23 protein-coding genes are annotated in these 22,271 nt (G+C 63.4%); 5 read left to right on the top strand and 18 right to left on the bottom strand.

The features are described from left to right. Nucleotides 1–72 precede the first annotated feature (72 nt). The 5 genes from ACFPN5_RS15200 to ACFPN5_RS15180 form a co-directional block, all read right to left on the bottom strand. Nucleotides 73–1,986, bottom strand: coding sequence for a hybrid sensor histidine kinase/response regulator (locus ACFPN5_RS15200; protein WP_379784596.1), 1,914 nt, complete (start codon nucleotides 1,984–1,986; stop codon nucleotides 73–75). 421 nt (nucleotides 1,987–2,407) lie between these two features. Further along, complete coding sequence (locus tag ACFPN5_RS15195; protein ID WP_379784595.1) at nucleotides 2,408–3,052, bottom strand: glutathione S-transferase family protein; 645 nt, start codon at nucleotides 3,050–3,052, stop codon at nucleotides 2,408–2,410. Between the two features lie 282 nt (nucleotides 3,053–3,334). Further along, complete coding sequence (locus ACFPN5_RS15190) at nucleotides 3,335–4,681, bottom strand: amidohydrolase (protein WP_379784594.1); 1,347 nt, start codon at nucleotides 4,679–4,681, stop codon at nucleotides 3,335–3,337. A 90-nt stretch (nucleotides 4,682–4,771) separates the two neighbouring features. Next, complete coding sequence (locus ACFPN5_RS15185) at nucleotides 4,772–5,194, bottom strand: GFA family protein (RefSeq protein ID WP_379784593.1); 423 nt, start codon at nucleotides 5,192–5,194, stop codon at nucleotides 4,772–4,774. A gap of 61 nt (nucleotides 5,195–5,255) precedes the next feature. Next, nucleotides 5,256–6,032, bottom strand: coding sequence for a hypothetical protein (locus tag ACFPN5_RS15180; protein WP_379784592.1), 777 nt, complete (start codon nucleotides 6,030–6,032; stop codon nucleotides 5,256–5,258). 25 nt (nucleotides 6,033–6,057) lie between these two features. Between ACFPN5_RS15180 and ACFPN5_RS15175 the strand changes: the two genes are divergently transcribed. Further along, on the top strand, nucleotides 6,058–6,861 hold the full coding sequence (locus ACFPN5_RS15175; protein WP_379784591.1) for a lipid II flippase Amj family protein: 804 nt from the start codon (nucleotides 6,058–6,060) through the stop codon (nucleotides 6,859–6,861). Nucleotides 6,862–6,909: 48 nt separating this feature from the next. Next, a complete protein-coding gene (locus tag ACFPN5_RS15170) occupies nucleotides 6,910–7,137 on the top strand; it encodes a hypothetical protein (protein ID WP_379784590.1) in 228 nt (75 codons plus the stop codon). A 17-nt stretch (nucleotides 7,138–7,154) separates the two neighbouring features. Here ACFPN5_RS15170 and ACFPN5_RS15165 read toward each other — a convergent pair whose 3' ends face one another. From ACFPN5_RS15165 to paaA, 13 genes are all read right to left on the bottom strand, one after another. Next, a complete protein-coding gene (locus ACFPN5_RS15165; RefSeq protein WP_379784589.1) occupies nucleotides 7,155–7,712 on the bottom strand; it encodes a cupin domain-containing protein in 558 nt (185 codons plus the stop codon). Nucleotides 7,713–7,806: 94 nt separating this feature from the next. Further along, the gene (gene paaZ / locus ACFPN5_RS15160; RefSeq protein ID WP_379784588.1) at nucleotides 7,807–9,897 is read right to left on the bottom strand and encodes a phenylacetic acid degradation bifunctional protein PaaZ; all 2,091 of its coding nucleotides are present in this window, start codon (nucleotides 9,895–9,897) and stop codon (nucleotides 7,807–7,809) included. A gap of 101 nt (nucleotides 9,898–9,998) precedes the next feature. Beyond that, nucleotides 9,999–10,592 (bottom strand): phenylacetic acid degradation protein PaaY, encoded by a 594-nt coding sequence (locus tag ACFPN5_RS15155; RefSeq protein WP_379784587.1) that lies wholly within the window; start codon nucleotides 10,590–10,592, stop codon nucleotides 9,999–10,001. Between the two features lie 5 nt (nucleotides 10,593–10,597). Continuing rightward, nucleotides 10,598–11,803, bottom strand: a complete 1,206-nt coding sequence (gene pcaF / locus ACFPN5_RS15150; RefSeq protein ID WP_379784586.1) for a 3-oxoadipyl-CoA thiolase — start codon at nucleotides 11,801–11,803, stop codon at nucleotides 10,598–10,600. 14 nt (nucleotides 11,804–11,817) lie between these two features. Further along, nucleotides 11,818–13,134, bottom strand: coding sequence for a phenylacetate--CoA ligase PaaK (paaK, locus tag ACFPN5_RS15145; protein WP_379784585.1), 1,317 nt, complete (start codon nucleotides 13,132–13,134; stop codon nucleotides 11,818–11,820). Between the two features lie 34 nt (nucleotides 13,135–13,168). Then, a complete protein-coding gene (gene paaI / locus ACFPN5_RS15140; RefSeq protein WP_379784584.1) occupies nucleotides 13,169–13,606 on the bottom strand; it encodes a hydroxyphenylacetyl-CoA thioesterase PaaI in 438 nt (145 codons plus the stop codon). Then, the gene (gene paaH, locus ACFPN5_RS15135) at nucleotides 13,599–15,185 is read right to left on the bottom strand and encodes a 3-hydroxyacyl-CoA dehydrogenase PaaH (RefSeq protein WP_379784583.1); all 1,587 of its coding nucleotides are present in this window, start codon (nucleotides 15,183–15,185) and stop codon (nucleotides 13,599–13,601) included. The genes paaI and paaH overlap by 8 nt, the downstream gene beginning before the upstream one ends. Beyond that, the gene (gene paaG, locus ACFPN5_RS15130; RefSeq protein ID WP_379784582.1) at nucleotides 15,182–15,973 is read right to left on the bottom strand and encodes a 2-(1,2-epoxy-1,2-dihydrophenyl)acetyl-CoA isomerase PaaG; all 792 of its coding nucleotides are present in this window, start codon (nucleotides 15,971–15,973) and stop codon (nucleotides 15,182–15,184) included. The genes paaH and paaG overlap by 4 nt, the downstream gene beginning before the upstream one ends. Before the next feature lie 29 nt (nucleotides 15,974–16,002). After that, nucleotides 16,003–17,079 carry a 1,2-phenylacetyl-CoA epoxidase subunit PaaE gene (paaE, locus tag ACFPN5_RS15125; RefSeq protein WP_379784581.1) on the bottom strand — a complete coding sequence of 359 codons (1,077 nt, stop codon included), beginning with the start codon at nucleotides 17,077–17,079 and terminating at the stop codon, nucleotides 16,003–16,005. 17 nt (nucleotides 17,080–17,096) lie between these two features. After that, nucleotides 17,097–17,615 carry a 1,2-phenylacetyl-CoA epoxidase subunit PaaD gene (gene paaD / locus ACFPN5_RS15120; RefSeq protein WP_379784580.1) on the bottom strand — a complete coding sequence of 173 codons (519 nt, stop codon included), beginning with the start codon at nucleotides 17,613–17,615 and terminating at the stop codon, nucleotides 17,097–17,099. Between the two features lie 10 nt (nucleotides 17,616–17,625). After that, nucleotides 17,626–18,393: a 1,2-phenylacetyl-CoA epoxidase subunit PaaC gene (gene paaC, locus ACFPN5_RS15115; RefSeq protein WP_379784579.1), complete on the bottom strand. Its 768-nt coding sequence runs from the start codon at nucleotides 18,391–18,393 to the stop codon at nucleotides 17,626–17,628. Between the two features lie 8 nt (nucleotides 18,394–18,401). Further along, a complete protein-coding gene (gene paaB, locus ACFPN5_RS15110) occupies nucleotides 18,402–18,686 on the bottom strand; it encodes a 1,2-phenylacetyl-CoA epoxidase subunit PaaB (protein WP_078033736.1) in 285 nt (94 codons plus the stop codon). 28 nt (nucleotides 18,687–18,714) lie between these two features. Continuing rightward, nucleotides 18,715–19,704, bottom strand: a complete 990-nt coding sequence (gene paaA, locus ACFPN5_RS15105; RefSeq protein WP_379784578.1) for a 1,2-phenylacetyl-CoA epoxidase subunit PaaA — start codon at nucleotides 19,702–19,704, stop codon at nucleotides 18,715–18,717. 119 nt (nucleotides 19,705–19,823) lie between these two features. Here paaA and paaX point away from each other — a divergent pair, with 119 nt between their 5' ends. The 3 genes from paaX to ACFPN5_RS15090 all read left to right on the top strand — a co-directional run bounded on the left by paaX (nucleotide 19,824) and on the right by ACFPN5_RS15090 (nucleotide 22,244). Further along, entirely contained in the window at nucleotides 19,824–20,756 is a 933-nt protein-coding gene (gene paaX / locus ACFPN5_RS15100) for a phenylacetic acid degradation operon negative regulatory protein PaaX (protein WP_379784577.1), read from the top strand. Between the two features lie 43 nt (nucleotides 20,757–20,799). Continuing rightward, a complete protein-coding gene (locus ACFPN5_RS15095) occupies nucleotides 20,800–21,933 on the top strand; it encodes a M14 family metallopeptidase (protein WP_379784576.1) in 1,134 nt (377 codons plus the stop codon). 77 nt (nucleotides 21,934–22,010) lie between these two features. Next, nucleotides 22,011–22,244 carry a hypothetical protein gene (locus ACFPN5_RS15090; RefSeq protein ID WP_379784575.1) on the top strand — a complete coding sequence of 78 codons (234 nt, stop codon included), beginning with the start codon at nucleotides 22,011–22,013 and terminating at the stop codon, nucleotides 22,242–22,244. Nucleotides 22,245–22,271 lie beyond the last annotated feature (27 nt).

The following is a 22,271-nucleotide window of genomic DNA, read 5'->3' as shown; positions in this document are numbered from 1 at the left end:
TATTGTAGCGTCCGCTTCCGACCCAAAGCGGACTATGCGACGCCTAAGCGGAACTACGTCAAGGCGAAAGGTTTAATGGCGGACACTACGGGGACTTACTGCTGCCAACACCTCAGACAGCGCATCGAGATCTGCAGGCTTAACGAAGTAATGATCAAATCCGACCTGCGTAGCCTTGTCCCGATCACGCCTCGTTCCGAAACCGGTCAGAGCTACTAAGACAGGCTGCATGGACGATATCTTCCGAATGTTGGTAGCAAGGTCGTATCCGCTGCTGTCGGGCAGGCCAATATCAAGAATGCACACGTCTGGTGCAAATGATTTGAACATTTCCAGCGCCTGGGTTGCCGTGTGCGCAAGCGACACTTGGTGTCCCATAGTCGAAAGGAAAAATTGCATCATTTCAGCTGCATCAATGTTATCGTCCGCGAGCAGAATCGACAGGTTAGGATTGGCAACAGGCAGTTCAACAAGACGGTCAACGCTGCGCCGATCTGGAACAACTTCGTCTGGTGCCAGGGACGGTATACACGCAATGAACCGACTGCCCCGGCCCAGGCCTTCACTGTGGCACTTTACTGTGCCGTTATGCAGCTTGATCAGGCTGCGTACCAGTGCCAGCCCAATACCAAGGCCCCCCAAGGTTCTATCTGACGTACGCTGGACCTGCTCGAACAACTCGAACACGACCTCCTGTGTGGCCGGGTCGATGCCGATACCGTTGTCCATCACGACGATACAGACATCCCCAGCGGTAACTGACATCTCGACGCTGATGGTTCCTCCAGGGGGAGTGTACTTCGCCGCGTTGTTCAGAAGGTTGGCGACAACCTGAATCAGCCGCTTTTCGTCGCCTTTTACGTGAGCCTTGGGAGGGGCAAGCGTGATTGTGAGCGTGTGTTGGCGGCTCTCAATGAGTGGCCGCACTTGCTCGATCGCCGCGTTGACCACTAGCTTCATGTCAATCGGGGCCATATCCAATGTAATCTGCCCGCGTGACACACGCGACACGTCCAGTAAATCATCCACCAGCGCGCTCATGTGTTTGACCTGACGAATGATGACTTGACTTGCTTTCTTTGCGGGGCCGGCCTCGAGTTTACCCAAGGCAAGCAACTCGGCAGCAGCACTTACCGGAGCTAACGGGTTGCGCAACTCGTGCGCAAGCATGGCCAAAAATTCGTCTTTGCGGCGATCCGCATCGCGCAGTGCTTCTTCCATGCGCCGCCTTTCGCTCACATCGTGAAAAACAATGACACTACCGCTTGGCTGTCCCTCTTTCCCAGGAATCTCGGACCGGCGCATTTCGATAATATGCTGGTTGCCGTCACGTGCGCGAAGCACTCGCATCGCACGCGAAGTCGTGTCGCGGGTTTCAGTTCGACCGGACCCGTCATCCTCAGCGCCGAACCCATTCAGCTGCACGGCGTTGAAAATCTGTTCGATCCGAAGCCCTTTCGCGTCCTCCTGCGACCAGCCTGTCAAACACTGGGCTTGATAGTTGACGTATTCAACAGCACCTACCTCATCGAGCGAAATGACTCCGTCCGCGATGGCACTAAGTGTCAGCTCAGCGCGCTCCTTCTCGGCTGCCAGGTTGTCCTGCAATTGCTTCAGGTTGGTTAGATCACGAGTGACCTTGCAAAATCCTTCGAGCTCGCCGCTGTCGTTACGAATCGCAATCAGCTCGACCAAGGCCCAGAATAGCGACCCGTCTTTGCGCTTGCGCCAAGCCGACTCTTGGAAGGTTCCTTGCTTGGCTGCGTCCTCGAGGTTATGTTCTGGATGGTTGCGGCGCTTGTCCTCATCCGTGTACAGAATACCCAGGTGCTGGCCGATTGCCTCATCTTCGGAAAAGCCTTTCATGGCTTCCGCTGCCGGATTCCACGTCTGAATCACCCCTGAGCGATCTGTCAGAAAGATCGCATAATCGGAAACTTTCTCGACCATACGAGAAAAGCTAAGCTCTAAGAACGTGTTGGTCATTTGCTTCCTCAACAAAGAATCAAACCAAGATAATTGCAACAAAGTTGTCGCTATGTCTCAACTATACGTTGATCATTTTTTGGGAGGCGGACGACTGCTTCTGGCCGATTGCAGTCGTTCGTAACGTCTGCCATCGACCTAAGTGAACGTTCAAGATTGCGTTACTAGGAAGCTATTAAAACGGATCCAGCCATCACGTCGAATTAGCCTGCCTATCGATTTTGCAGGACCAGTCCATCGATCCGTATAGATGTTTTCCGGATTTCATCATAGCCGAGGCTCCTGCCACGTCGTTACTGAACCACGAGGACTCGGGTAGCTAATACTCCTGCTAGCATCTGTAGTATTTCGCAAAGTAACGGTACCACCATAGACAGTTCTGCCTCTGTCTCGCGACAGATACCCAGTCTGGCGGCACTAGTCAGGCTTGCGCGGCCGCCCAGTCGTGCAGGCCTTCAATCTCGCACATCTGTATCCAACTGGGCCGGGCAGTGACACGCAGCGCGAGGGCGTTAAGGTAGGGCCAGGTGGTGGCGGGACGCGGCATATTGCGTGCCCAGCGCATGTACATGGTCAGTTGAAGATCGGCGCTGGAGAAAGCGTTCCCGAGCAGGTAGGGGCCGTGCTGTGCAAGATGACCGTCGATGCGTTCTAGCGTTCCTTCGATCTTCATGCGCACCGCATCCCGCATGGCGACCGAATAGTCTTCCATGCCGAGGTCGCTGGGATAGAACCATTGGCGGTACAGCCCTCCCAGGTGGCTCGACAGGTGCACGGTCCACTTCAGCCACTCGGCTCGCCCGGACGTGCCCGCCGGCGGTGCTAAGCGCGCTTCCGGATGGCGTTCGGCCAACAGCATGACCAACGCCGCCGATTCCTGCACCGCGACATTGTCCACGACCAGAGTGGGTACCATGCCGGTTGGATTGAGCTTCAGGTAGCCCGCGCCGTGCTGTTCGTTCCTGCCGAAGTCGACTAGCTGTAACTGATGCAGCGTGCCGGTTTCAAGGAGCACGGCGTGAACAACCATGCTTGCCGATCCTGGCGAGTAATACAATACGTACATCTTGTTTCCTTCGCTGTTGTTTTCCTTGGTATAGAGCAGAGTCGAAATTATCGGTGCGTGAATACCAGTCCAATATCGCTTCCCAAGCCCAGGTGCGCCGGAGGGAATTCGCGGACTTCAATCTGGCATAACGCGCCTCATGCGGATCTCAACTGACGCTAAACCGTTTTTTTAGCTGGCCTGGGCAGGTTGCCCAGCGAACGACCGCTTCTGGCCGATCACGGACATCAAAACAGGCTGCGCGGCACCTTGCCTATACAAAGCCCGGCATACGCAACCAGTTCACATTGCCGGCTTGAGCAGCTCCATCACCGACGCTGCCAGCGCCGCGACACCAGTGCGGATGGTGCGTTCGCGGTCCGGCGCGAAGTTGGCCGTGTGCGAGCCCGGCGTCTGTTTTCCGGCCGCCTTTGCTGCGGCGTATTCCTTTGGCTCAACCATACCCAAGCGCAGCTGAATCGAAGGCACCTTGGCGACCCGTCCGAACTCACCGAAGTCTTCGGATGCGGACGAAGGTGCAATCGGTACGACATTGGCTTCGCCCAGCGACTTCTTCAGCGAGCTGCCGAGCCTGGCCGCCAGGGCCGGATCGTTGATCACCACGTCGCTCGCTTCCTTCGGATCGACGGTGACCAGGGGTTGACGTGCCGTGCCGGCCGCGGCCGACTCCGCCTTGGCAATGCGCGCGATCGCTTCCAGCATGTGCTGCTGCACCTCTGATTTATACGACCGCACCGTCAGCTCGAGCTTGGCTTCGTCGGGAATGACGTTCCGTTTGGTTCCGGCATGGAAGGTCCCGACGGTGACGATGGCCGGTTCGAAGGGGCTGACCTCGCGCGACACGATCGACTGCAGCGTGACGACTGCCCTCGCGGCAATCAGGACCGGGTCCTTCCCCAGGTGGGGCGCTGCGCCATGGCCGCCCTTGCCGTAAAAGGTGATGTCGACCGAGTTCGATGCGGCGGACGCCGGTCCGGAGACGATCCCGACCTGGCCGGCCGGAATCAGGTTCGTATCGTGGATGCCGAGAACGAAGTCCGGCTTGGGAAAGCGCGTCAGCAAGCCATCCTTCAGCATCGCCTTGGCGCCCTGGAGAATCTCTTCGGCCGGCTGCCCGACAAACACCACTGTCCCGCGCCATCCTGCCTTGTTCGCCGCCAGGATCGCCGCGGCGCCGACCCAGGAAGTCATGTGGATATCGTGGCCGCAGGCATGCATCACGGACGTGGTGTCGCCATTCCCGGCCTTGGCCACGACGGTGCTGGCATAGGGCAGCCCGGTCTGTTCCTTGATGGGCAAGGCATCCATGTCGGTGCGCACCATGACGGTCGGCCCGTCGCCGTTGCGCAGGACTCCCACCACACCGTAACCGCCTACGCGCTCGGTCACCTGCAGCCCAAGCTTGCGCAACTGCGCCGCCATTTTCGCCGCTGTCTTTTCCTCCTGCAGGGACAATTCGGGATGGCGGTGCAGGTCCTGGTACAAGGCGTCGAGCGAGGGATAGATGGCGTCGAGCGTCGGCTTGAAGGGCGCGTCGGCGGCAGAACAGAAAGGCGTGCCAAACAGGGCTGCCGCTGAAAGCAGCGCGAAAACGCCCTTGCGGTGGATGAGATTCTTCAGGACGGGCATGTTCGCTCCAAATGTATTTATGGACAGCAAAGCACAGGATAGCCCAGCCATTGCTATAAATACACCTGAATATTGCCCGGCTTCAGGCCCTCATTCATCTGGCTGTTGAGGTGATTGCGGAAAGTGAGGAATCGCCGGATCAAGGCACAGCCATTGCTGCGCGCTTGCGGTGTAGATGTCGAGCATGGGTTTGAAGTCCGACGCATCGTCCAGCGACGGAAAGCGAATCGAGGTGAATTGTGCATTCGCTTCGCTTTGCGTGAACAAAGGGGTGCCGCAGTCGGCGCAAAAGCTACGGGTTGCTGAAGCGCCGCTGCTTCCACGCACCGCGTAGGTCTTCGGCGTGCCGCTGACCTGGAGATCGGCAGTCATGACGACGATGCCCGACGCAAAAGGAGCGCCGCTCGAGCGCTGGCAATCCGTGCAATGGCAGTTGATCATGACAAGGGGCGCCTGCGCGCCTTTGTAGCGGATCGCCCCGCATGCACACCCGCCCGAGTAAGGAATTTTCATATCGTGCTCTCCTGTTGATGCCTGATTTATACCTTGCAGCCCGAAGCAGACGCTCGGCTGTTCAGAAAAGCTGCGCAGGAATGGGCGTTTCCGCGTCCCTTCGCCTGGCTAGTCCGGCCTTTACATAGGCCAGCCATTTGTCGTCGTCGCTGATCCTCCCGTTGACGACCTCGATTTTCTCGAAACTGCGCCAGGTCACCGGCGAACCCAGGAACACGAGATAGGTGGCGCCAACGACGAAGCTCGGATAGATGCCGCAGTCGCCTTCATTCATCACCCGACCACCGCCGCGTTTCCAGAATACCGGGTTCGTATGATGGTCGAAGCTCGTGTCCCTGTCGTCGCCTGCCGCGCCGCTGCCCGTCGAAAAGTCGCTCCAGTGCTTGCCCTGCTTGCCTCGTCCCATGACCGTGAAAACGCCCCGGTCTTCACCCGCCAGGCGTTGCCGCACGAGGAAGCGGTACTCGATGTCCCTGCCCTCGACAGGTATCGCACTGATGACCTCGGCCACCGAGACATCGGTTGCTGCCATGATTTGCTCATCGACGCTGATCAACTGCTGTCTGGGCGCTACGCGACATGCCCAGCCGTTCTGGGCGACGAAGACGGAGAGCAGAAGCACCAGGCTGCGCAATGGAACAGTTTTGTTGCTGGACGATGGTTTTGACATACGGCTTTCGATGACGGTAAAGGGATGGCAACCCGTGACTGGGAGTAGCAGGCATCCCGAAACCCAGTGTACGAGGATGTTGTCCTTGCGGCAAATAAAACAGTTTCGGGCACTCCTGGTCTCCTGCGGCAATCTTCGGTTGCTGTGACCGCCGTTCAATGTCAGCATGCATGTTTTACAACACGGCGCGCACATGGACACCCAGCTCTTGCTGATCTGCTTCCTGACTTTCGTCATCCACCTGATCGGCACGCTGGCCTATTCGGTGCGCATTGCTGGGGTGCGCACGCGGCGCATCGCGGTGTCGTTTGCGCTGTTTTCCATCCTGGTGCTGGTGTCGCGTACCTCGAATTCCTTCCTCGGGCCTTTTCTGGCCAAGCGGGTCGAGTCGAACCTGGCGGGCACGGTCGTCACGAACCTGCTGGCGGACTTTCGCTGGCTGCTGGTCTCGGCCGCATTGGCGACAATTGTCGGCGCCCTCCTCATCCCCACTTTCCAGCGCGTGTTCTGCCGCGCGGTCGCTCACTTCCAGGTGCACCGTTCGGTACCGAAGCTGATCCTGCACGGCTTTTTCAAGGGCGGCCTGTCGTACGTGAAGGATTCGGCGACGCTGCCCGCCAGCGCCAACGTGAGCGCGCTGCGCGGCAAACGCAGCGTGTCGCTGTCGATTACCTTGCTGAATGTCGGCGCCACGGCGCTGTGGACGGTCGGGGTGTTCGCGGCCATGTACGCGGGCGCGCTCGACCCGGAAGTACGCGTCACGTCGAGCACGCTGTCCTCGATCATCAATGGCGGCGCGACCATCATGATGGCCGTGTTCATCGATCCGCACATGTCGGGCATGACGGACGATGTCGTGGAAGGACGGGTGAGCGAATCGCAGTTTCGCCACGCCATCGTGTGGCTGGTGGGCAGCCGGCTGGCCGGCACCCTGCTGGCGCAAGTGCTGCTGGTGCCGTCGGCGGCGCTGATCGTGACCGTGGCGCGCGCCTTGTAGGCCGCCCCTCTCGCTAGAATCCGAACAAGACCATAGCGGAGGACGCAGATGCAACGCTACAAAAACCTGAGCGGCGAATCCGGCGTGATCGCCTACGACATCGGCGACCGCTCGATCACGGTGCGCTTTTCCGGCGGCGAGCGCTATCTCTACACCGACCAGAGCGCCGGCGCAGGCAATATCGCCGAAATGCAGCGCCTGGCCACGCTCGGCACCGGCCTGTCGACCTACATCAGCCAGGTGGTCAAGGACCGCTACGAGCGCAAGCTCGACTAAGCCGCTCTGAGGCTGGCTCAGCCGCGTTCCTCCGGGTGCGGATCCGTGCGGTACACGCGCTGCCCGATCGTATGCTCCTCGACACCGGGGCTAACGGCAGGCACGGCGGGAGTACCGCGCTTCGGATAGGGCGTGCCGTCCTTGTGCGTAAAGCTGTCGCTGGCGCCGTCGTACATCAGGTCGATGTCCGGATAAGTAGCCCGGTCTTCCGGAACATTCGGCCCTACCGCCAGGAACAGCGCATTGCCCCAGCTGCGGTTGACCAGGTGGTGGCCGTTCGGGCGGCCGGCCGGAAAAGCCGCGCAGTCGCCGGCGCGCATCAGCGTTTCGCCCTCGTCCGTCACCAGCGTAAGTTCGCCCGACACGACCATGACGAACTCGTCTTCATGGGTGTGCCAATGGCGCTGGGACGATGCCGCGCCCGGCTTGAGCTCGACCAGGTTGACGCCGAACTGGCTCAAGCCGCCTGCCTCGCCCAATGCCTGCCGGCTGCGCCCATTGACCGCCTCGGCGAAGGGTTCGGGATAACCGGTTCCGGTCAATACGGGAATACTGCTCAGGTCTAACCGCGACATACACACTCCATGGCAATTGACGACAAGTGAAGGGATGCAGGCAGGACGCCTGCGTCCATTGCATCATTATGCACGCCTTGCGCCGCCGCGCCTTCTACGACACCGGTTGTTGTGCTGTATCAACGCAATGGTGTTCCTGGTGCTTTTGCACCAGCGTCAGGATGTCGTAGCTGGCCACCAGTTCGTCGTGCTGGTTCGTCACCTGCACGTCCCACGCCACCACGCCCTGGCCGCGGCCCTGTTCGTCGGTGCGGTTGCGGTCGACCTTGCGCTTGCAGGTCAGGCGCGCGCGGATGGTGTCGCCAATCGCGACCGGCGCCACGAAGCGCAGGTTATCCAGGCCGTAGTTGGCCAGCACCGGCCCCGGCGCCGGCGACACGAACAGGCCCGCCGCCGCCGACAGCACGAAGTAGCCGTGGGCGATGCGCTTGCCGAACTGCGTGTCTTTCGCTGCGATCTCGTCGAAGTGCATATAGAAGTAGTCGCCGGAGACGCCGCCGAAGTTGACGATGTCCGCTTCGCTCACGGTGCGGCGGTGGGTCAGCAGCGAGTGGCCGATTTCCAGGTCCTCGAAGTGGCGCCGGAACGGGTGGAGCTCCGATTCCTTCACTGCACCGCCGCGCACATACTCGCCCGTGACGGCAGTGAGCATCGTCGGCGAGCCCTGCACCGCCGCGCGCTGCAGGAAGTGCTTTACCGCGCGGATGCCGCCCAGCTCTTCGCCGCCGCCGGCGCGGCCCGGGCCGCCGTGTTTCAACTGCGGCAGGGGCGAGCCGTGGCCGGTCGAATCAACCGCGGCTTCCCGGTCGAGGATCAGCACGCGCCCGTGCGAGGCGGCCGCGATCGGCACCGCGTGCGCGGCAATCGCCGGGTCTTTGGTCGCCAGCGTGGTGACCAGGCTGCCGCGGCCCAGCGCCGCGAGGTGCAGCGCCTCGTCGATGTCGCGGTAGGTCATCATCGTGCTGACCGGGCCGAAGGCCTCGATGTCGTGCACGGCCGTGTTGATGGCCGCGTTGCGGCACAGCAGCAGGGTCGGCGAGAAGAAGGCGCCGCTGGCGCAGTTCTCACCCACCGGGTTGAAGCCGTGGTGGGCGCCGAAGATGACCTCGTTGCCGCGCGCGAGCATCTCGACCCGTTCGCTCACATCGCGGTGCTGGTCCATCGAGGCCAGCGCGCCCATGCGCACGCCTTCCATCTTCGGGTTGCCGACGACAATCTTCGCCAGGCGATCTCGCAGGCGCTCGCCCAGGGCGTCCACCTGCCCCTCGGGGACGATGATGCGACGGATCGCCGTGCACTTCTGGCCGGCCTTGCCGGTCATCTCGCGCGCCACCTCCTTGACGAACAGGTCAAATTCCGGGTCGTCAGGAGTGACATCCGGCGCCAGGATCGCGCAATTGAGCGAATCGGCTTCGGCGGTGAACGGCACCGACTCGCGGATCAGGTTCGGGTTGGCGCGCAGCTTGGCGGCGGTGTCGGCCGAGCCGGTGAAGGTGACGGCATCGAAACCGGTCAAACGGTCGAGCAGGTCGCCGGTCGAGCCGATGACGAGCTGCAGCGCGCCTTCGGGCAGCAGGTTCGACTCCATCATCATCTTGACGACGGCATGGGTCAGGTAGCTCGTGGCCGTGGCCGGTTTGCCGATGCAGGGCATCGCGGCGAGGAAACTCGGCGCGAATTTCTCGAGCAGGCCCCAGATCGGGAAATTGAAGGCGTTGATGTGCACGGCCAGGCCGCCGCGCGGCACCAGGATGTGGGTGCCGGCAAAGCCGCCGCGCTTGCCCAGGGCGATGGCCGGGCCTTCGTGCAGCACGTTCGACGACGGCAGTTCGCGCCCGCCCATGCTGGCGTAGGCGAACAGGGTGCCGATGCCGCCCTCGACGTCGACCCAGCTGTCCTGGCGCGTGGCGCCGGTCAGGTGCGAAATCTCATACAGCTCTTCCTTCCGGTCCATCAGGTACAAGGCGAGGGCTTTCAGGCGCTGGGCGCGGGTCTGGAAGTCGAGCTTCATCAGGCCGGGCACGCCCGTCTTGCGGGCGTAGGTCACGGCTTCGTTGAAGTCGATCTTTTCCAGGTGGGTGTGATACACCAGCTGGCCGTCGAGCGCGCTGTGCAGCGGTGTGTGCGCTTCCTGGCCGATCCAGCGGCCGCCGATCCAGCTTTGCAGTGTGCTTGCTTGTGGCATGTTCTTGTCTCCTCAGGATGTTTGCGCAGGTGGATTGCGGATGCCGCAACCGCGTGGGGTACTTGAAGCCAGTGGCTTCAAGTACGAGCCCACCCTACGGATTATTTTTTAGGCGCGTGGCCGCTGTTAAACGCAAAGACGGGCCGGTCCGGCTCGATTTCCGTGAATGCCTCGACCTCGCGCATCGTGTTCAGCGAGCGCACCGCCAGCTCGTGGTACTGCCGGGTGCCGAAGCTCTTCCACTTGATTTCTTCTTCTTTCAGTTCGCGCATCACGCGCGCAGGCGTGCCCATGACCATGCTGCGCGGCGGGATCACCATGCCGGCCTTCACGAAGCTCATCGCGGCGACGATCGATTCCTCGCCCACGACGGCGCCGTCCATGACCACCGCATTCATGCCGACCATCGCGTTGCGCTTGACGCGGCAGCCATGCAGGACGGCGCCGTGGCCGATGTGGCCGTCGACCTCGATCACGGTTTCGCCGTTTTCGAAACCGTGCATCACGCAGCTGTCCTGCACGTTCGCGCCCTCTTCCAGCACCAGGCGCCCGAAGTCGCCGCGCAGCGAAGCCAGCGGGCCGATATAGCAGCGCGGGCCGACGATGACGTCGCCGATCAGCACCGCCGTTGGGTGCACAAAGCTCGTGGGATGCACGACCGGGCGCACGCCGTTGATTTCGTAGACTTTCACCATGGTTTCTACACTCGTTCGATGATCAGGGCGATGCCCTGGCCGACGCCGATGCACATCGTGCACAGCGCGTAGCGGCCCTTGGTGCGCTGCAGCTGGTACACCGCTGCCGTGACCAGGCGCGCGCCGGATGCGCCCAGCGGGTGGCCAAGCGCAATCGCGCCGCCGTTCGGATTCACATGTTCGGCGTCGTCGGCCAGGCCCAGGTCGCGCATCACGGCAAGACCTTGAGCGGCAAAAGCTTCGTTCAGTTCGATCACGTCCATCTGGCCGATCGTGAGCCCGGTCTGCGCCAGCACCTTTTTGGTGGCGGGCGACGGGCCGAAGCCCATGATGCGCGGCGCCAGGCCGGCGGTGGCCATGCTGACGATGCGGGCTCGCGGCGTCAGGCCGAAGCGCTCGGCCGCGGCGCTTGATGCAATCAGCAGCGCGCAGGCGCCGTCATTCACGCCCGAGGCGTTCCCGGCGGTGACACTGCCGTCCGGCGTGACCACGCCTTTCAGTTTCGCCAGCGCTTCAAACGTGGTGTCCGGACGCGGATGTTCGTCGGTGTCGAACACGCGCGATTCCCCTTTCTTGCCGTGCAGCGTGACGTGCACGATCTCATCGCGGAAAATCCCGGCGGCGTTCGCGCGCGCCCAGCGCTGCTGGCTGCGGATTGCGAACGCATCCTGGTCGGCACGGTTGATGTTGAATTCACGGGCCACGTTCTCGGCCGTTTCCGGCATCGAGTCGATGCCGTACTTCGCCTTCATCAGCGGGTTCACGAAGCGCCAGCCGATGGTGGTGTCTTCGATTTTCGCCGCGCGCGAAAAGGCGGAATCGGCCTTGCCCATCACGAAAGGCGCGCGCGTCATGCTTTCCGAGCCGCCGGCAATGATCAGGTTGGCTTCGCCGGCGCGGATCGCGCGGCCGGCCAGGCCAACCGCATCCAGGCTTGAGCCGCACAGGCGGTTGATGGTATTGCCGGGCACTTCAGGCGGCAGGCCGGCCAGCAGGCCCGCCATATGACCCACGTTGCGGTTGTCTTCGCCTGCCTGGTTGGCGCAACCCCAGTACAGGTCGTCGACCATGGACCAGTCCACGCCCTTGTTGCGTTCGATGAGCGCGGCGATCGGCAGCGCGGCCAGGTCGTCGGCGCGCACGGAGGCGAGCGCGCCGCCGTAGCGGCCGAAGGGGGTGCGGACGGCGTCGCAGATGAATGCGTCGGTCATGAAAAATCTCCTCGTTAGTTGTTCTTGGGGCGTTTGTCGACGACGCGCCGGGCCTTGCCGGTCAGGGTGCGCTCGATGCCCATCGGGGGCAGCAAGCTCACTTTGGTCGTCACGCCGACATGGGTTTTGATGCATTGCTGGAGTTCCCTGGCGAGCGCTTCCACCGCCTGCGACGGCTCGCCGCCGTTCCGCAGCTCGCCGAACACTTCCAGCGTGTCGAGATGGCCGTCGCGCGCGACCAGCAACTGGTACTGCGGCGCCAGGGCCGGCATCTTGAGGATCAGTTCCTCGATCTGGCTCGGGAACACGTTCACGCCGCGGATGATCAGCATGTCGTCCGAGCGGCCCGTGATGCGGCCCATGCGGCGCATCGAGCGCGCCGTCGGCGGCAGCAAACGGGTCAGGTCGCGCGTGCGGTAGCGGATGATCGGCAGCGCTTCTTTCGTGAGCGAGGTGAACACCAGCTCTCCCTCTTCGCCGTCGGGCAGGGTTTCGCCCGTATCCGGGTCGATGATCTCCGGATAAAAATGGTCTTCCCAGATGACGGGACCGTCCTTGCTTTCGATGCACTCGCTGGCCACGCCCGGCCCCATCACTTCGGACAGGCCGTAGATGTCGACCGCGTCGATGCCCGCTTCCTGTTCGATGGTGCGGCGCATGGCGTCGGTCCAGGGTTCGGCCCCGAAGATGCCGAGCTTGAGCGAGGACGCCGCCGGGTCGAGGCCCTGGCGCCTGAACTCCTCGACGATATTCAGCATGTACGAGGGCGTGACCATGATGATCGACGGCTGGAAGTCCTGGATCAGCTGCACCTGTTTTTCGGTCTGCCCGCCCGACATCGGCACCACCGTGCAGCCCAGACGCTCGGCACCGTAGTGGGCGCCGAGGCCGCCCGTGAACAGGCCATAGCCGTAGGCGACGTGCACCATGTCGCCGGCACGGCCGCCGGCAGCGCGGATCGAGCGTGCCACCACATCGGCCCAGGTGTCGATGTCCCGCTTCGTGTAGCCGACCACCGTCGGGCGGCCCGTGGTGCCGGACGACGCATGCACGCGCACCACCTGCTCGCGCGGCACGGCGAACAGTCCGAACGGATAATTGTCGCGCAGGGTCTTCTTCTCGGTGAACGGGAATTTCGCCAGGTCGGCCAGGGTCTTCAGGTCGCCGGGATGCACGCCCGCCTCGTCGAACGCCTGGCGGTAGTGCGGCACGTTCTCGTAGGCGTGCTGCAGCGACCACTGCAGCCGTTTCAATTGCAGCGCCTGCAGTTCGTCGCGGCTGGCGCGCTCGATCGGTTCAAGCTCGCCCGGCGTCGGAATACGTTGGACCATCTGGACCTCCTGGTTCTGGATTACGCGCTTGGAGTTAAGCAAGCACCTCGGCCACCATCCCGCTCACACGATGCGACTTGCCGCGGAAAAGCGCGATCGTGCGCCCTTCCCCGTCCCTCACGGTGACGTCGTAGACCCCGGTTTTGCCGGAGAGCGCCTGCTCCACGGCTTCGGCGCTCAAGACGTCGCCTTCCCGTCCCGGGGCCAGGTAGTCGATCGTGCAGCCGGCGCCGACCGTATTGAAATTGTGCGAGTTGCAGGCAAACGCAAAGGCGCTGTCGGCCAGCATGAAGATATAGCCGCCGTGGCAGGTCGCGTGGCCGTTGAGCATGTCGCGACGAACCCGCATCGTCATGCGCGCGTAGCCGGGGCGGATCGCATCGAGCGTCATGCCCAGGGCCTGGCTGGCCGGGTCGCGCTCGTACATGGTCTTGCCGGCCAGTTCGGCCAGTGCCTGGAGATCCTTATGCATGAAAACGCGGCTCCACTGGGTTGGCGGCGAGCTTGCGGCGCAGCAGCGGCGACACGCGGTAGCGGTCTTCGCCATACGTGGCGCCGAGGTTGGCCAGCACCGTCACCACGTGGTGCAGGCCAACGCTGTCCGCCCAGGCCAAGGGCCCGCGCGGGTAGTTCACGCCCTTCTGCATCGCGATGTCGACGGCGCGCGCGCTGCAGACGCCCTGGTTAACGGCGTCGGCCGCTTCGTTGGCGAGCATGGCGACGGTGCGCATCACGGCCATGCCGGGCACGTCGTCCAGCCGCGTGACGGTGAAGCCGGCTGCCTGGAACAGGCCGACCGCGGCGTGCCAGGCCTCATCGCTGCACTGGTCGGCACGCGCCAGCGCGATGCGCGTGGCCTTGGCATGATCGAACAGCAGGTCGTAGACGACCGTATTGGCGTGACGGTTGGCGGCGGCGCGCTCGGTGGCGCTGCGGCCATCGGTAAGAAAAATCGCGGCACCGCTGCAGTGGAAGGCCGGGGCCTCCTGCGTCTCGGCGCCATGCAGTGGCCTGTCGTGTGGATCATGATGCGCGACCGTGAAGCCGGCGGCGGCCAGGCGCGCTTCCATCGGGCTCAGGACGCTGGTCTTGATTTCGCGCGACATGCTGATGGCGACCGTGTTCGGGCGCGCCTGCGCTGGTTCGGCCTGTGCAACCGGCTTGGACGCATCCTCGCCATAGCGATAAAAACCGCGGCCCGTTTTACGGCCGAGGAAACCGGCGTTCACCAGTTCCTGCTGCACGACCGAGGGCGTAAAGCGCCCGTCGCCGTAATAGGCGGCGTGCACCGACTGCGTGACCGAGAAATTCACGTCGTGGCCGATCAGGTCCATCAGCTCGAAGGGCCCCATGCGAAAACCGCCGCCGTCGCGCATGACGGCGTCCAGCGTGGCGGCATCGGCGGCGCCTTCCTGCAGCAGGCGCAGCGCCTCGGCATAGTACGGACGGGCGACACGGTTGACGATGAAGCCGGGGGTCGATGTCGCGTGCACCGGCTCCTTGCCCCAGGCCTGGGCGGTGGCGTACACCGTATCGGCCACGGCCTGCTCGGTCGCCAGGCCACTGATCACTTCGACCAGCGCCATCAGCGGCACCGGGTTAAAGAAGTGCATGCCGACCAGGCGTCCGGGATGCTTCAAGGGTGCGGCAATCGCGGTCACCGAGATCGACGAGGTGTTCGTCGCCAGGATGCAGCGTTCATCCATTATGGCTTCGAGTTCGGTGAACAGCGTGCGCTTGGCGTCCAGGTTCTCGACGATGGCTTCGATGACGAGCGCGGCCTCCTTCACGCCGTCGAGCGTGTCGACCGTTTGCAGGCGTTCGCGGGCGAGCTCCGCTTCCTCCGCGCCCATCCGGCCCTTGTCGACCAGCCTGGCGTAGACCTTGCCGATCTCGCCGATGGCCTTGGCGGCCGCACCCTCGCGCGTATCGAACAGGCGCACCGGATGGCCGCTGGCGGCCGCGATCTGGGCGATGCCCGAACCCATGGCGCCGCTGCCGATGACGGCGACGATACTGTCTTTTGCCAGACCCAACTGAGCTTCCATCATTCCCCCTTGAACTGCGCCGGGCGCTTGGCGATGAAGGCGGCGACGCCTTCGCGGTAGTCGTGGCTGTAGCCAAGTTCGCGCATCATCTCCCCTTCCAGCTTGAGCTGTTCAGGCAGCGTGTTGGCGTAGCTCGCCTGCAGCGCCTTCTTGGTGAAGGCCAGGCCGCGGGTTGCAGCGCTGGCGAAATGGTCGGCCATGGCCATGGCCTCGTCCATCAGCGCTTCGTCCGGCAGGCAGCGCCAGATCAGGCCCCACTCTTCCGCTTTTTCGGCCGGGAGCTTTTCGCCCAGCATGGCCAGGCCCGTCGCGCGGGCCTGGCCGATAAGGCGCGGCAAATGCCAGGTGCCGCCGGTGTCCGGAATCAGGCCGAGTTTACAAAAGGCTTCGATGAAGCTGGCGGACTTTGCGGCCAGCACGATATCGCAGGCCAATGCGAGATTGGCGCCGGCGCCGGCGGCCACGCCGTTCACGGCACAGATGACGGGCATCGGCAGGCTGCGCAAGGTCATCACCAGCGGCGCGTAGAATTTTTCCACCGATTCACCGAGATCGACTCCTGGCGCGCCCGGCGCGACGGCGCGGTCACCCAGGTCCTGTCCGGCGCAGAAACCGCGGCCGGCACCGGTCAGCACCAGCACGCGCACCGATTTGTCGGCTTGCAGTCTTTCCAGCGCGTCGCGCACTTCGAGGTGCATGGCCTGGGTAAAACTGTTCAGGCGGTCGGGGCGGTTCAGGGTGAGGACGGCGACGCCGTTCTCGATCGTGAACAGGATCGATTCGTAGCTCATGATGGTCTCCGCGTTGTTATTCGTACTTGTTATTCGTGCTGGTCGAAGTTGACGACCACCTTGTCCGTGATCGGGAAGGCCTGGCAGGAGAGGACGAAACCGCGCGCGACTTCGTAGTCTTCGAGTGCGTAGTTCACGTCCATCTCGACATTGCCGTCGACGACCTTGCAACGGCAGGTCGAGCAGACGCCGCCCTTGCACGAATAGCGCATGTCGATGCCGGCGCGGATGCCCGCATCCAGGATCGACTCCTTGTCCTTGTCCATCGTGAAGCTGGCGGCGCTGCCATCCATGATGACGGTGACTTCGGTCTGCTGGCGGGCGCCCGCTTCGACCGGGCGCGGCTTGTGCTCATGCTTCGGAATGCTGGCGGCGAACAGCTCGATGCGGATGTTTTCCTTTGCCATGCCCGCTTCCTGCAGCGACCTGGAGACGCCATGCATCATGTCTTCCGGACCGCAGATGAAGGCGATGTCGATATCCTGGATATCGATCCAGTGCTTGAGGAAAGCGCTGCACTTCTCGCCCGTGATGCGGCCGTTGAAGAGTTCGATGTCCTGCTGCTCGCGGCTCATCACGTAGACCAGTTTCAGGCGCCCCATGTAGAGGTCCTTCAGGTCGGTCAGCTCGTCGCGGAAGATGACGGAGGACGAAGCGCGGTTGCCGTAGACGAGCGTGAAGCGGCTCTTCGGCTCGGCCTGCAGGGTGGTCTTGATGATCGACAGGATCGGGGTGATGCCGCTGCCGGCGGCAAAGGCCAGGTAGTGGCGCTCGCTGTCGGGCTCGAGGGGCACGTTGAAGTGGCCCATTGGCGGCATCACTTCCAGCGTGGCGCCCGGCTGCAGGCTTTCGTTGGCCCAGCTCGAGAACAGCCCGCCCGGCGTGCGCTTGATCGCCACGCGCAGCAGCTCGTCCTGCACGGCCGAGCAGATGGAGTAGGAGCGGCGCACGTCTTCGCCGCCAATGGTCGCGCGCAGGGTCAGGTGCTGGCCCTGCTGGTAGGCGAAGGTGGATTTGAGTTCAGGCGGGACGGCGAAGGTGACGGCGATCGCATCGCGCGTCTCGTGCTTCACCTGGGCCACGGTGAGTGGATAGAATTTGCTCATGGTCGCTTGGTGGCCACTCAGTGGCACTTGAAATAATCGAAAGGCTCGCGGCAGTCGAGGCACTTGTAGAGCGCCTTGCATGGGGTCGAGCCGAACTGGCTGGTCAGTTGGGTGTGCTTGCTGCCGCAATTCGGACAGGCGACTTCCGGTTCCACGAAGGCACCGCGTTTCACACCGCCGCGCAGGCCGCTGATGTCGATGGCCTGCTGCACGGGCGGCGCGATGCCATAGCCCTTCAGGGCGGCCTTGCCAGCTTCGCTCATCCAGTCGGTGGTCCAGGCAGGGGACAGGCGGCTGATTAACCTGACCTTGTCCAGCCCGTGCGCATGCAGCGCTTCGGTCACGGCTTCGCTGATGACCTGCATTGCCGGGCAGCCGGAATAGGTCGGCGTGATCGTGACGACGCATTCGTCGCCAGTGAAGGCGACGTCGCGCACGATGCCGAGGTCCACCACCGAAATCACCGGAATCTCCGGGTCGGGGACCTCGCCAAGCCAGGCCCAGACTTGGCTTGCCGTGACGCTCTGCGCACTCATTGCCACCCCCTTACCACTCCGCTCCGGGATAGGCGCGCTGCAAGAACTGCATCTCGGCCAGGATGAAGCCCAGCCGCTCGCTGTGGCGGCCCTGCTTGCCGCCGCGCTGCATCCAGGCGTCCGGCGACGGCATCGTCAGGGTCGCCTCCGCCAGGATTTCGCCCACGTGCTCGAGGAAGGCGGCGCGCAAGGGCTCGACGGGCGGGGCGATGCCCTGCTCCACCATCGCGTTGTCGACCTCGTCGTAAATAAACACTTCGCCGCTGTACATCCAGAGGTCGTCGAGCGCGGCCTGCATCATCCGGTGGCTGACATCGGTGCCGTCGCCCAGGCGCACCACCAGGTCGCCGCTGCGGCGCAGGTGGTAAGTCACTTCCTTGAGCGATTTTTCGGCGATCTCGGCGATGCGCCCGTCGTTTGACTTGAGCAGGCCCCCCATCAGGAAGTAGTGCCAGGTGTCGAACAGGAACTGGCGCATCATCGTCTCGGCATAGCTGCCGTTCGGCTGCTCGACCAGCAGGACGTTGCGGTACTCGCCGGCGTCGCGGTGGAAGGCGAGCTTGTCTTCGTCGCGGCCTTGTCCCTCGAGCTCGCCGGCATAGGTCAGCCACATGCGGGTCTGGCCCAGCAGGTCGAGCGCGACGTTGGTCAGCGCCATGTCTTCTTCCAGCGCCGGGCCCTTGCCGCACAGCTGCGAGAGCTGCTGCGACAGGATCAGGGCGTTGTCGCCCTGGCGCAGCAGATACTGAAGCTTGAACTGCGTGATCTTTGCGTCCACGGGCGTGCTCACAGGTTCTTGACTTCTTCCGGCATCGGGAAGAAGGTCGGGTGGCGATAGACCTTGCTGTTGGCCGGCTCGAACAGCGCTTCCTTGTCGGCAGGGCTGCTGGCGACGATGTCGGCGGCGCGCACGACCCAGATCGAGACGCCTTCGTTGCGGCGGGTGTAGACGTCGCGTGCGTTGTTGATCGCCATTTCGGCGTCAGGGGCGTGCAGGCTGCCGACGTGCTTGTGGGCGAGGCCGTGCTGGCTGCGGATGAATACTTCCCACAGGGGCCATTCTTTGCTCATGCTTGTCTCCGGTGTTTCAGGATATTTTTTATGCGGCGGCTTTGCGGGCGGCGGCCTTTTCAGCGTGGGCGACCAGCGCGTCGCGGAACCATTCGCCGTCGTCCCAGGCTTTGACGCGGGTGCGCAGGCGCTCGCGGTTGCAGGGGCCGTTGCCCTTCAGGACGTTGTGGAATTCGCTCCAGTCGATCTCGCCGAATTCGTAGTGGCCCGTGGCTTCGTTGAATTTCAGGTCGGGGTCGGGGACCGTGAGGCCCAGGTATTCGGCTTGCGGCACGGTCTGGTCGACCATGCGCTGGCGCAGTTCGTCGTTCGAGAACAGCTTGATGCGCCATTTGCTCGACTGCGCACTGTTGACCGACTCGGCGTCCGACGGGCCGAACATCATGAGCGACGGCCACCACCAGCGGTTCAGCGCATCCTGCGCCATCGCCTTCTGCTCAGGCGTGCCCTTGGCCAGGCTCATCATGATGTCGTAGCCCTGGCGCGCGTGGAAGGACTCTTCCTTGCAGACGCGGATCATGGCGCGGGCGTAGGGGCCGTACGAGCAGCGGCACAACGGGATCTGGTTGATGATCGCCGAGCCGTCAACCAGCCAGCCGACGGCTCCCATGTCGGCCCAGCTCAGGGTCGGGTAGTTGAAGATGCTCGAGTATTTCGCCTTGCCGGAGTGAAGCGCTGCCAGCAATTCGTCGCGCGAGACGCCCAGGGTTTCGGCGGCGCTATATAAATACAGGCCGTGCCCGGCTTCGTCCTGGATTTTTGCCAGCAGCACGGATTTGCGCTTCAGGGTCGGCGCGCGCGTCACCCAGTTGCCTTCGGGCAGCTGGCCGACGATTTCGGAGTGCGCGTGCTGGGAGATCTGGCGGATCAGCGTCTTGCGGTACGCGTCCGGCATCCAGTCCTTCGCTTCGATCTTCACGCCGGCGTCGATGCGGGCCTGGAAGGCCTGCTCATCGGGCGACATGTCTTCCTCGGTCTGGACCTTCTTCAGCCCCGTTTCCACCAGTTGCGCGTACATGGTCAGTCTCCCATTGCAAACATCGTGGATAGATAATACGATACAGAAAACGAGATGTACACCGAAATTTTGAATCATATTGAGAAGCAACATCGTGCAGCGACAACGGACGGGATCGCATGAAACAACTGACCAGCCCTGATTGGATTGCCCACTCGCTCGCCGCGGATCCGCCACGTTCCAAGTCGCTCGTGATGACGGTGATGGGAGATACGATTGCGCCGCATGGCGGCGCAATCTGGCTGGGCAGCCTGATCGAATTGCTGGCGCCGCTTGGCGTGACCGACCGCCTGGTGCGCACCAGTGTGTTCCGGCTGGTGCAGGAAGGCTGGCTGACGGCCAGCCGCGAGGGCCGGCGCAGCCGCTATGGATTCGATCCGAAGTCGCTGCCGCGTTTCCAGCGCGCCGACCGCCGCATCTACGCCCCGCCGGGGCTGCATTGGGACGGCCACTGGACGCTGGTGCTGGCGCCGAACGGCAGCATCGACGGCGATGTGCGCACGGCGGTGAGGAAAGAGCTGGAGTGGGAAGGTTTCGCGATGCTGGGGCCGGGCGTGCTGGCGCATCCGGCGGCAGATACCGAAGGGCTGCTGGACGCCCTGCATCGCACCGGCGCGGCGGGCCGCGTGTTCGTCTTGACCTCTTCCGAATTGCCGGGCGCCGGCTCGCGACCCTTGCAGGAACTGGCGCAGGATGGCTGGGACCTGACGGCGGTCGCGCGCAGCTACGTCGGCTTCATCGGGCAGTTCACGCCGCTGCTGGCCCTGCTGCGCGAGGAAGCGCAGGTGGCGCCCGAGGCCGCGTTCGTGATCCGCTCGCTGCTCATCCACGCCTACCGGCGCCTGCAGCTGCACGACCCGATGCTGCCGATCGAGCTGTTGCCCGATCCGTGGCCGGGGTCGGATGCCTACGAGGTGGCGCGGGCGATCTACCTGCTCGTGCATGCGCAGGCCGAGGTGCACGTGGATGCGGTCTTGCGGCGCGAGGACGAATCGGCGCCGTCCGCCGACGAGGCGTTTTACCTGCGGTTCGGCGGGTTGCGGAGCGTGTAAAACCGCGTATCATCTCGGCTTTACGCCATCAATGGAACCTACCATGTCCATCAAGATCAGCAGCCAGTTCGACGCTGGCGCCATCGAGATCGTGAACGCCACAAGCGCGAACGCCATCGACCTGAACATCCGCAAGGATTCGCACGCCGACATCACCCAGTGGTTCTACTTCCGCCTGCAGGGCGCCCAGGGCCAGGCCTGCACCATGCGCCTGCTCAACGCCGGCCAGGCCGCCTACCCGAAGGGCTGGGAAGACTACCACGCGATGGCGAGCTATGACCGCGTCAACTGGTTCCGCGTGCCGACCTCCTTCGATGGCGACGTGCTCACCATCGAGCACACGCCGGGCATGGACAGCGTCTATTACGCCTATTTCGAGCCGTATTCGTGGGAACGCCACCTCGAGCTGCTCGACCGCGCGCAGATGAGCGAGAACGTGCGCATGCTCGACCTGGGCTCGACCGTCGATGGCCGCGACCTGAACATGCTGGTCATCGGCGAGCCTGGCGAAGGCAAGAAGAAGGTCTGGGTCATCGCGCGCCAGCACCCGGGCGAGACGATGGCCGAGTGGTTCGTCGAAGGCATGCTCGACGCCCTGCTCGACCCGGCCCACCCGTTCGGGCGCCAGCTCCTGAAGGAATCGGTGTTCTACGTGGTCCCGAACATGAACCCGGACGGCTCGGTGCGCGGCAACCTGCGTACCAACGCGGCCGGCGCCAACCTGAACCGCGAGTGGCTGAACCCGACCATGGAGCGCAGCCCGGAAGTGTTCCTGGTGCGCCAGAAGATGCACGAAACGGGCGTCGACCTGTGCCTGGACGTGCACGGCGACGAAGGCCTGCCGTATGTCTTCATCGCCGGCAGCGAATCCCTGCCGACCTTCACCGCCGAGCAGGCCGCCGCGCAACAACGCTTCAGCGACGACTTCAAGATCGCCAGCCCGGACTTCCAGGACGTGCACGGCTACGGCGCCACGCCCTATACCGAAGAAACGCTGACCATGGGATCGCCCCACATCACGCACGCCTTCGGCTGCCTGTCGCTGACGCTCGAACTGCCCTTCAAGGACAACGCCAACGACCCCGACCCGCTGGTCGGCTGGGACGGCGCCCGCAGCGCCCGCCTCGGGGCGGCAGTGCTGCAACCGGTGCTGCAGTCGATCCGCGCGATCAAGTAAATGGAGTAATCTCGAAAGTAAGCTCATGCCCCGCCCGCCAGCCGGGGCATTTTTTTCACCCTCATAGATTGAACACCATGACCATCTTCTCCGCCCCCGTATTCGACGCCACCGTGATCTATAACGGACAGGAACTCTTCAAAGGCCGCGGCGCGGCCGAGATGTGGGCCGAAAGAGTGGCCAAGGAAATCGAGTCTCCAGTGACGGTCGAGAAGATCGGCACCGGCTGGGCGCTGCGCGGCAAGGTCGACGGCGTCGACGTGACCTGGGGTATTTACGGCCAGCGCCTCAGCCGCGTCGAGCCTGCTTGACATTTCCGCCACACCGCTCTCGGCGGC

The organism is Massilia niabensis, assembly GCF_042655085.1.
Lineage (GTDB): Bacteria > Pseudomonadota > Gammaproteobacteria > Burkholderiales > Burkholderiaceae_D > Telluria > Telluria niabensis.
Note: the sequence above shows the minus strand (reverse complement) of the source record. Positions and strands in the feature narration are given on the sequence as shown.

Coding starts and splice junctions, on each gene's coding strand:
- ACFPN5_RS15200 (WP_379784596.1), bottom strand. CDS start 1,986: ATGACCAACACGTTCTTAGAGCTTAGCTTTTCTCGTATGGTCGAGAAA.
- ACFPN5_RS15195 (WP_379784595.1), bottom strand. CDS start 3,052: ATGTACGTATTGTATTACTCGCCAGGATCGGCAAGCATGGTTGTTCAC.
- ACFPN5_RS15190 (WP_379784594.1), bottom strand. CDS start 4,681: ATGCCCGTCCTGAAGAATCTCATCCACCGCAAGGGCGTTTTCGCGCTG.
- ACFPN5_RS15185 (WP_379784593.1), bottom strand. CDS start 5,194: ATGAAAATTCCTTACTCGGGCGGGTGTGCATGCGGGGCGATCCGCTAC.
- ACFPN5_RS15180 (WP_379784592.1), bottom strand. CDS start 6,032: ATGCTGACATTGAACGGCGGTCACAGCAACCGAAGATTGCCGCAGGAG.
- ACFPN5_RS15175 (WP_379784591.1), top strand. CDS start 6,058: ATGGACACCCAGCTCTTGCTGATCTGCTTCCTGACTTTCGTCATCCAC.
- ACFPN5_RS15170 (WP_379784590.1), top strand. CDS start 6,910: ATGCAACGCTACAAAAACCTGAGCGGCGAATCCGGCGTGATCGCCTAC.
- ACFPN5_RS15165 (WP_379784589.1), bottom strand. CDS start 7,712: ATGTCGCGGTTAGACCTGAGCAGTATTCCCGTATTGACCGGAACCGGT.
- paaZ (WP_379784588.1), bottom strand. CDS start 9,897: ATGCCACAAGCAAGCACACTGCAAAGCTGGATCGGCGGCCGCTGGATC.
- ACFPN5_RS15155 (WP_379784587.1), bottom strand. CDS start 10,592: ATGGTGAAAGTCTACGAAATCAACGGCGTGCGCCCGGTCGTGCATCCC.
- pcaF (WP_379784586.1), bottom strand. CDS start 11,803: ATGACCGACGCATTCATCTGCGACGCCGTCCGCACCCCCTTCGGCCGC.
- paaK (WP_379784585.1), bottom strand. CDS start 13,134: ATGGTCCAACGTATTCCGACGCCGGGCGAGCTTGAACCGATCGAGCGC.
- paaI (WP_379784584.1), bottom strand. CDS start 13,606: ATGCATAAGGATCTCCAGGCACTGGCCGAACTGGCCGGCAAGACCATG.
- paaH (WP_379784583.1), bottom strand. CDS start 15,185: ATGATGGAAGCTCAGTTGGGTCTGGCAAAAGACAGTATCGTCGCCGTC.
- paaG (WP_379784582.1), bottom strand. CDS start 15,973: ATGAGCTACGAATCGATCCTGTTCACGATCGAGAACGGCGTCGCCGTC.
- paaE (WP_379784581.1), bottom strand. CDS start 17,079: ATGAGCAAATTCTATCCACTCACCGTGGCCCAGGTGAAGCACGAGACG.
- paaD (WP_379784580.1), bottom strand. CDS start 17,615: ATGAGTGCGCAGAGCGTCACGGCAAGCCAAGTCTGGGCCTGGCTTGGC.
- paaB (WP_078033736.1), bottom strand. CDS start 18,686: ATGAGCAAAGAATGGCCCCTGTGGGAAGTATTCATCCGCAGCCAGCAC.
- paaA (WP_379784578.1), bottom strand. CDS start 19,704: ATGTACGCGCAACTGGTGGAAACGGGGCTGAAGAAGGTCCAGACCGAG.
- paaX (WP_379784577.1), top strand. CDS start 19,824: ATGAAACAACTGACCAGCCCTGATTGGATTGCCCACTCGCTCGCCGCG.
- ACFPN5_RS15095 (WP_379784576.1), top strand. CDS start 20,800: ATGTCCATCAAGATCAGCAGCCAGTTCGACGCTGGCGCCATCGAGATC.
- ACFPN5_RS15090 (WP_379784575.1), top strand. CDS start 22,011: ATGACCATCTTCTCCGCCCCCGTATTCGACGCCACCGTGATCTATAAC.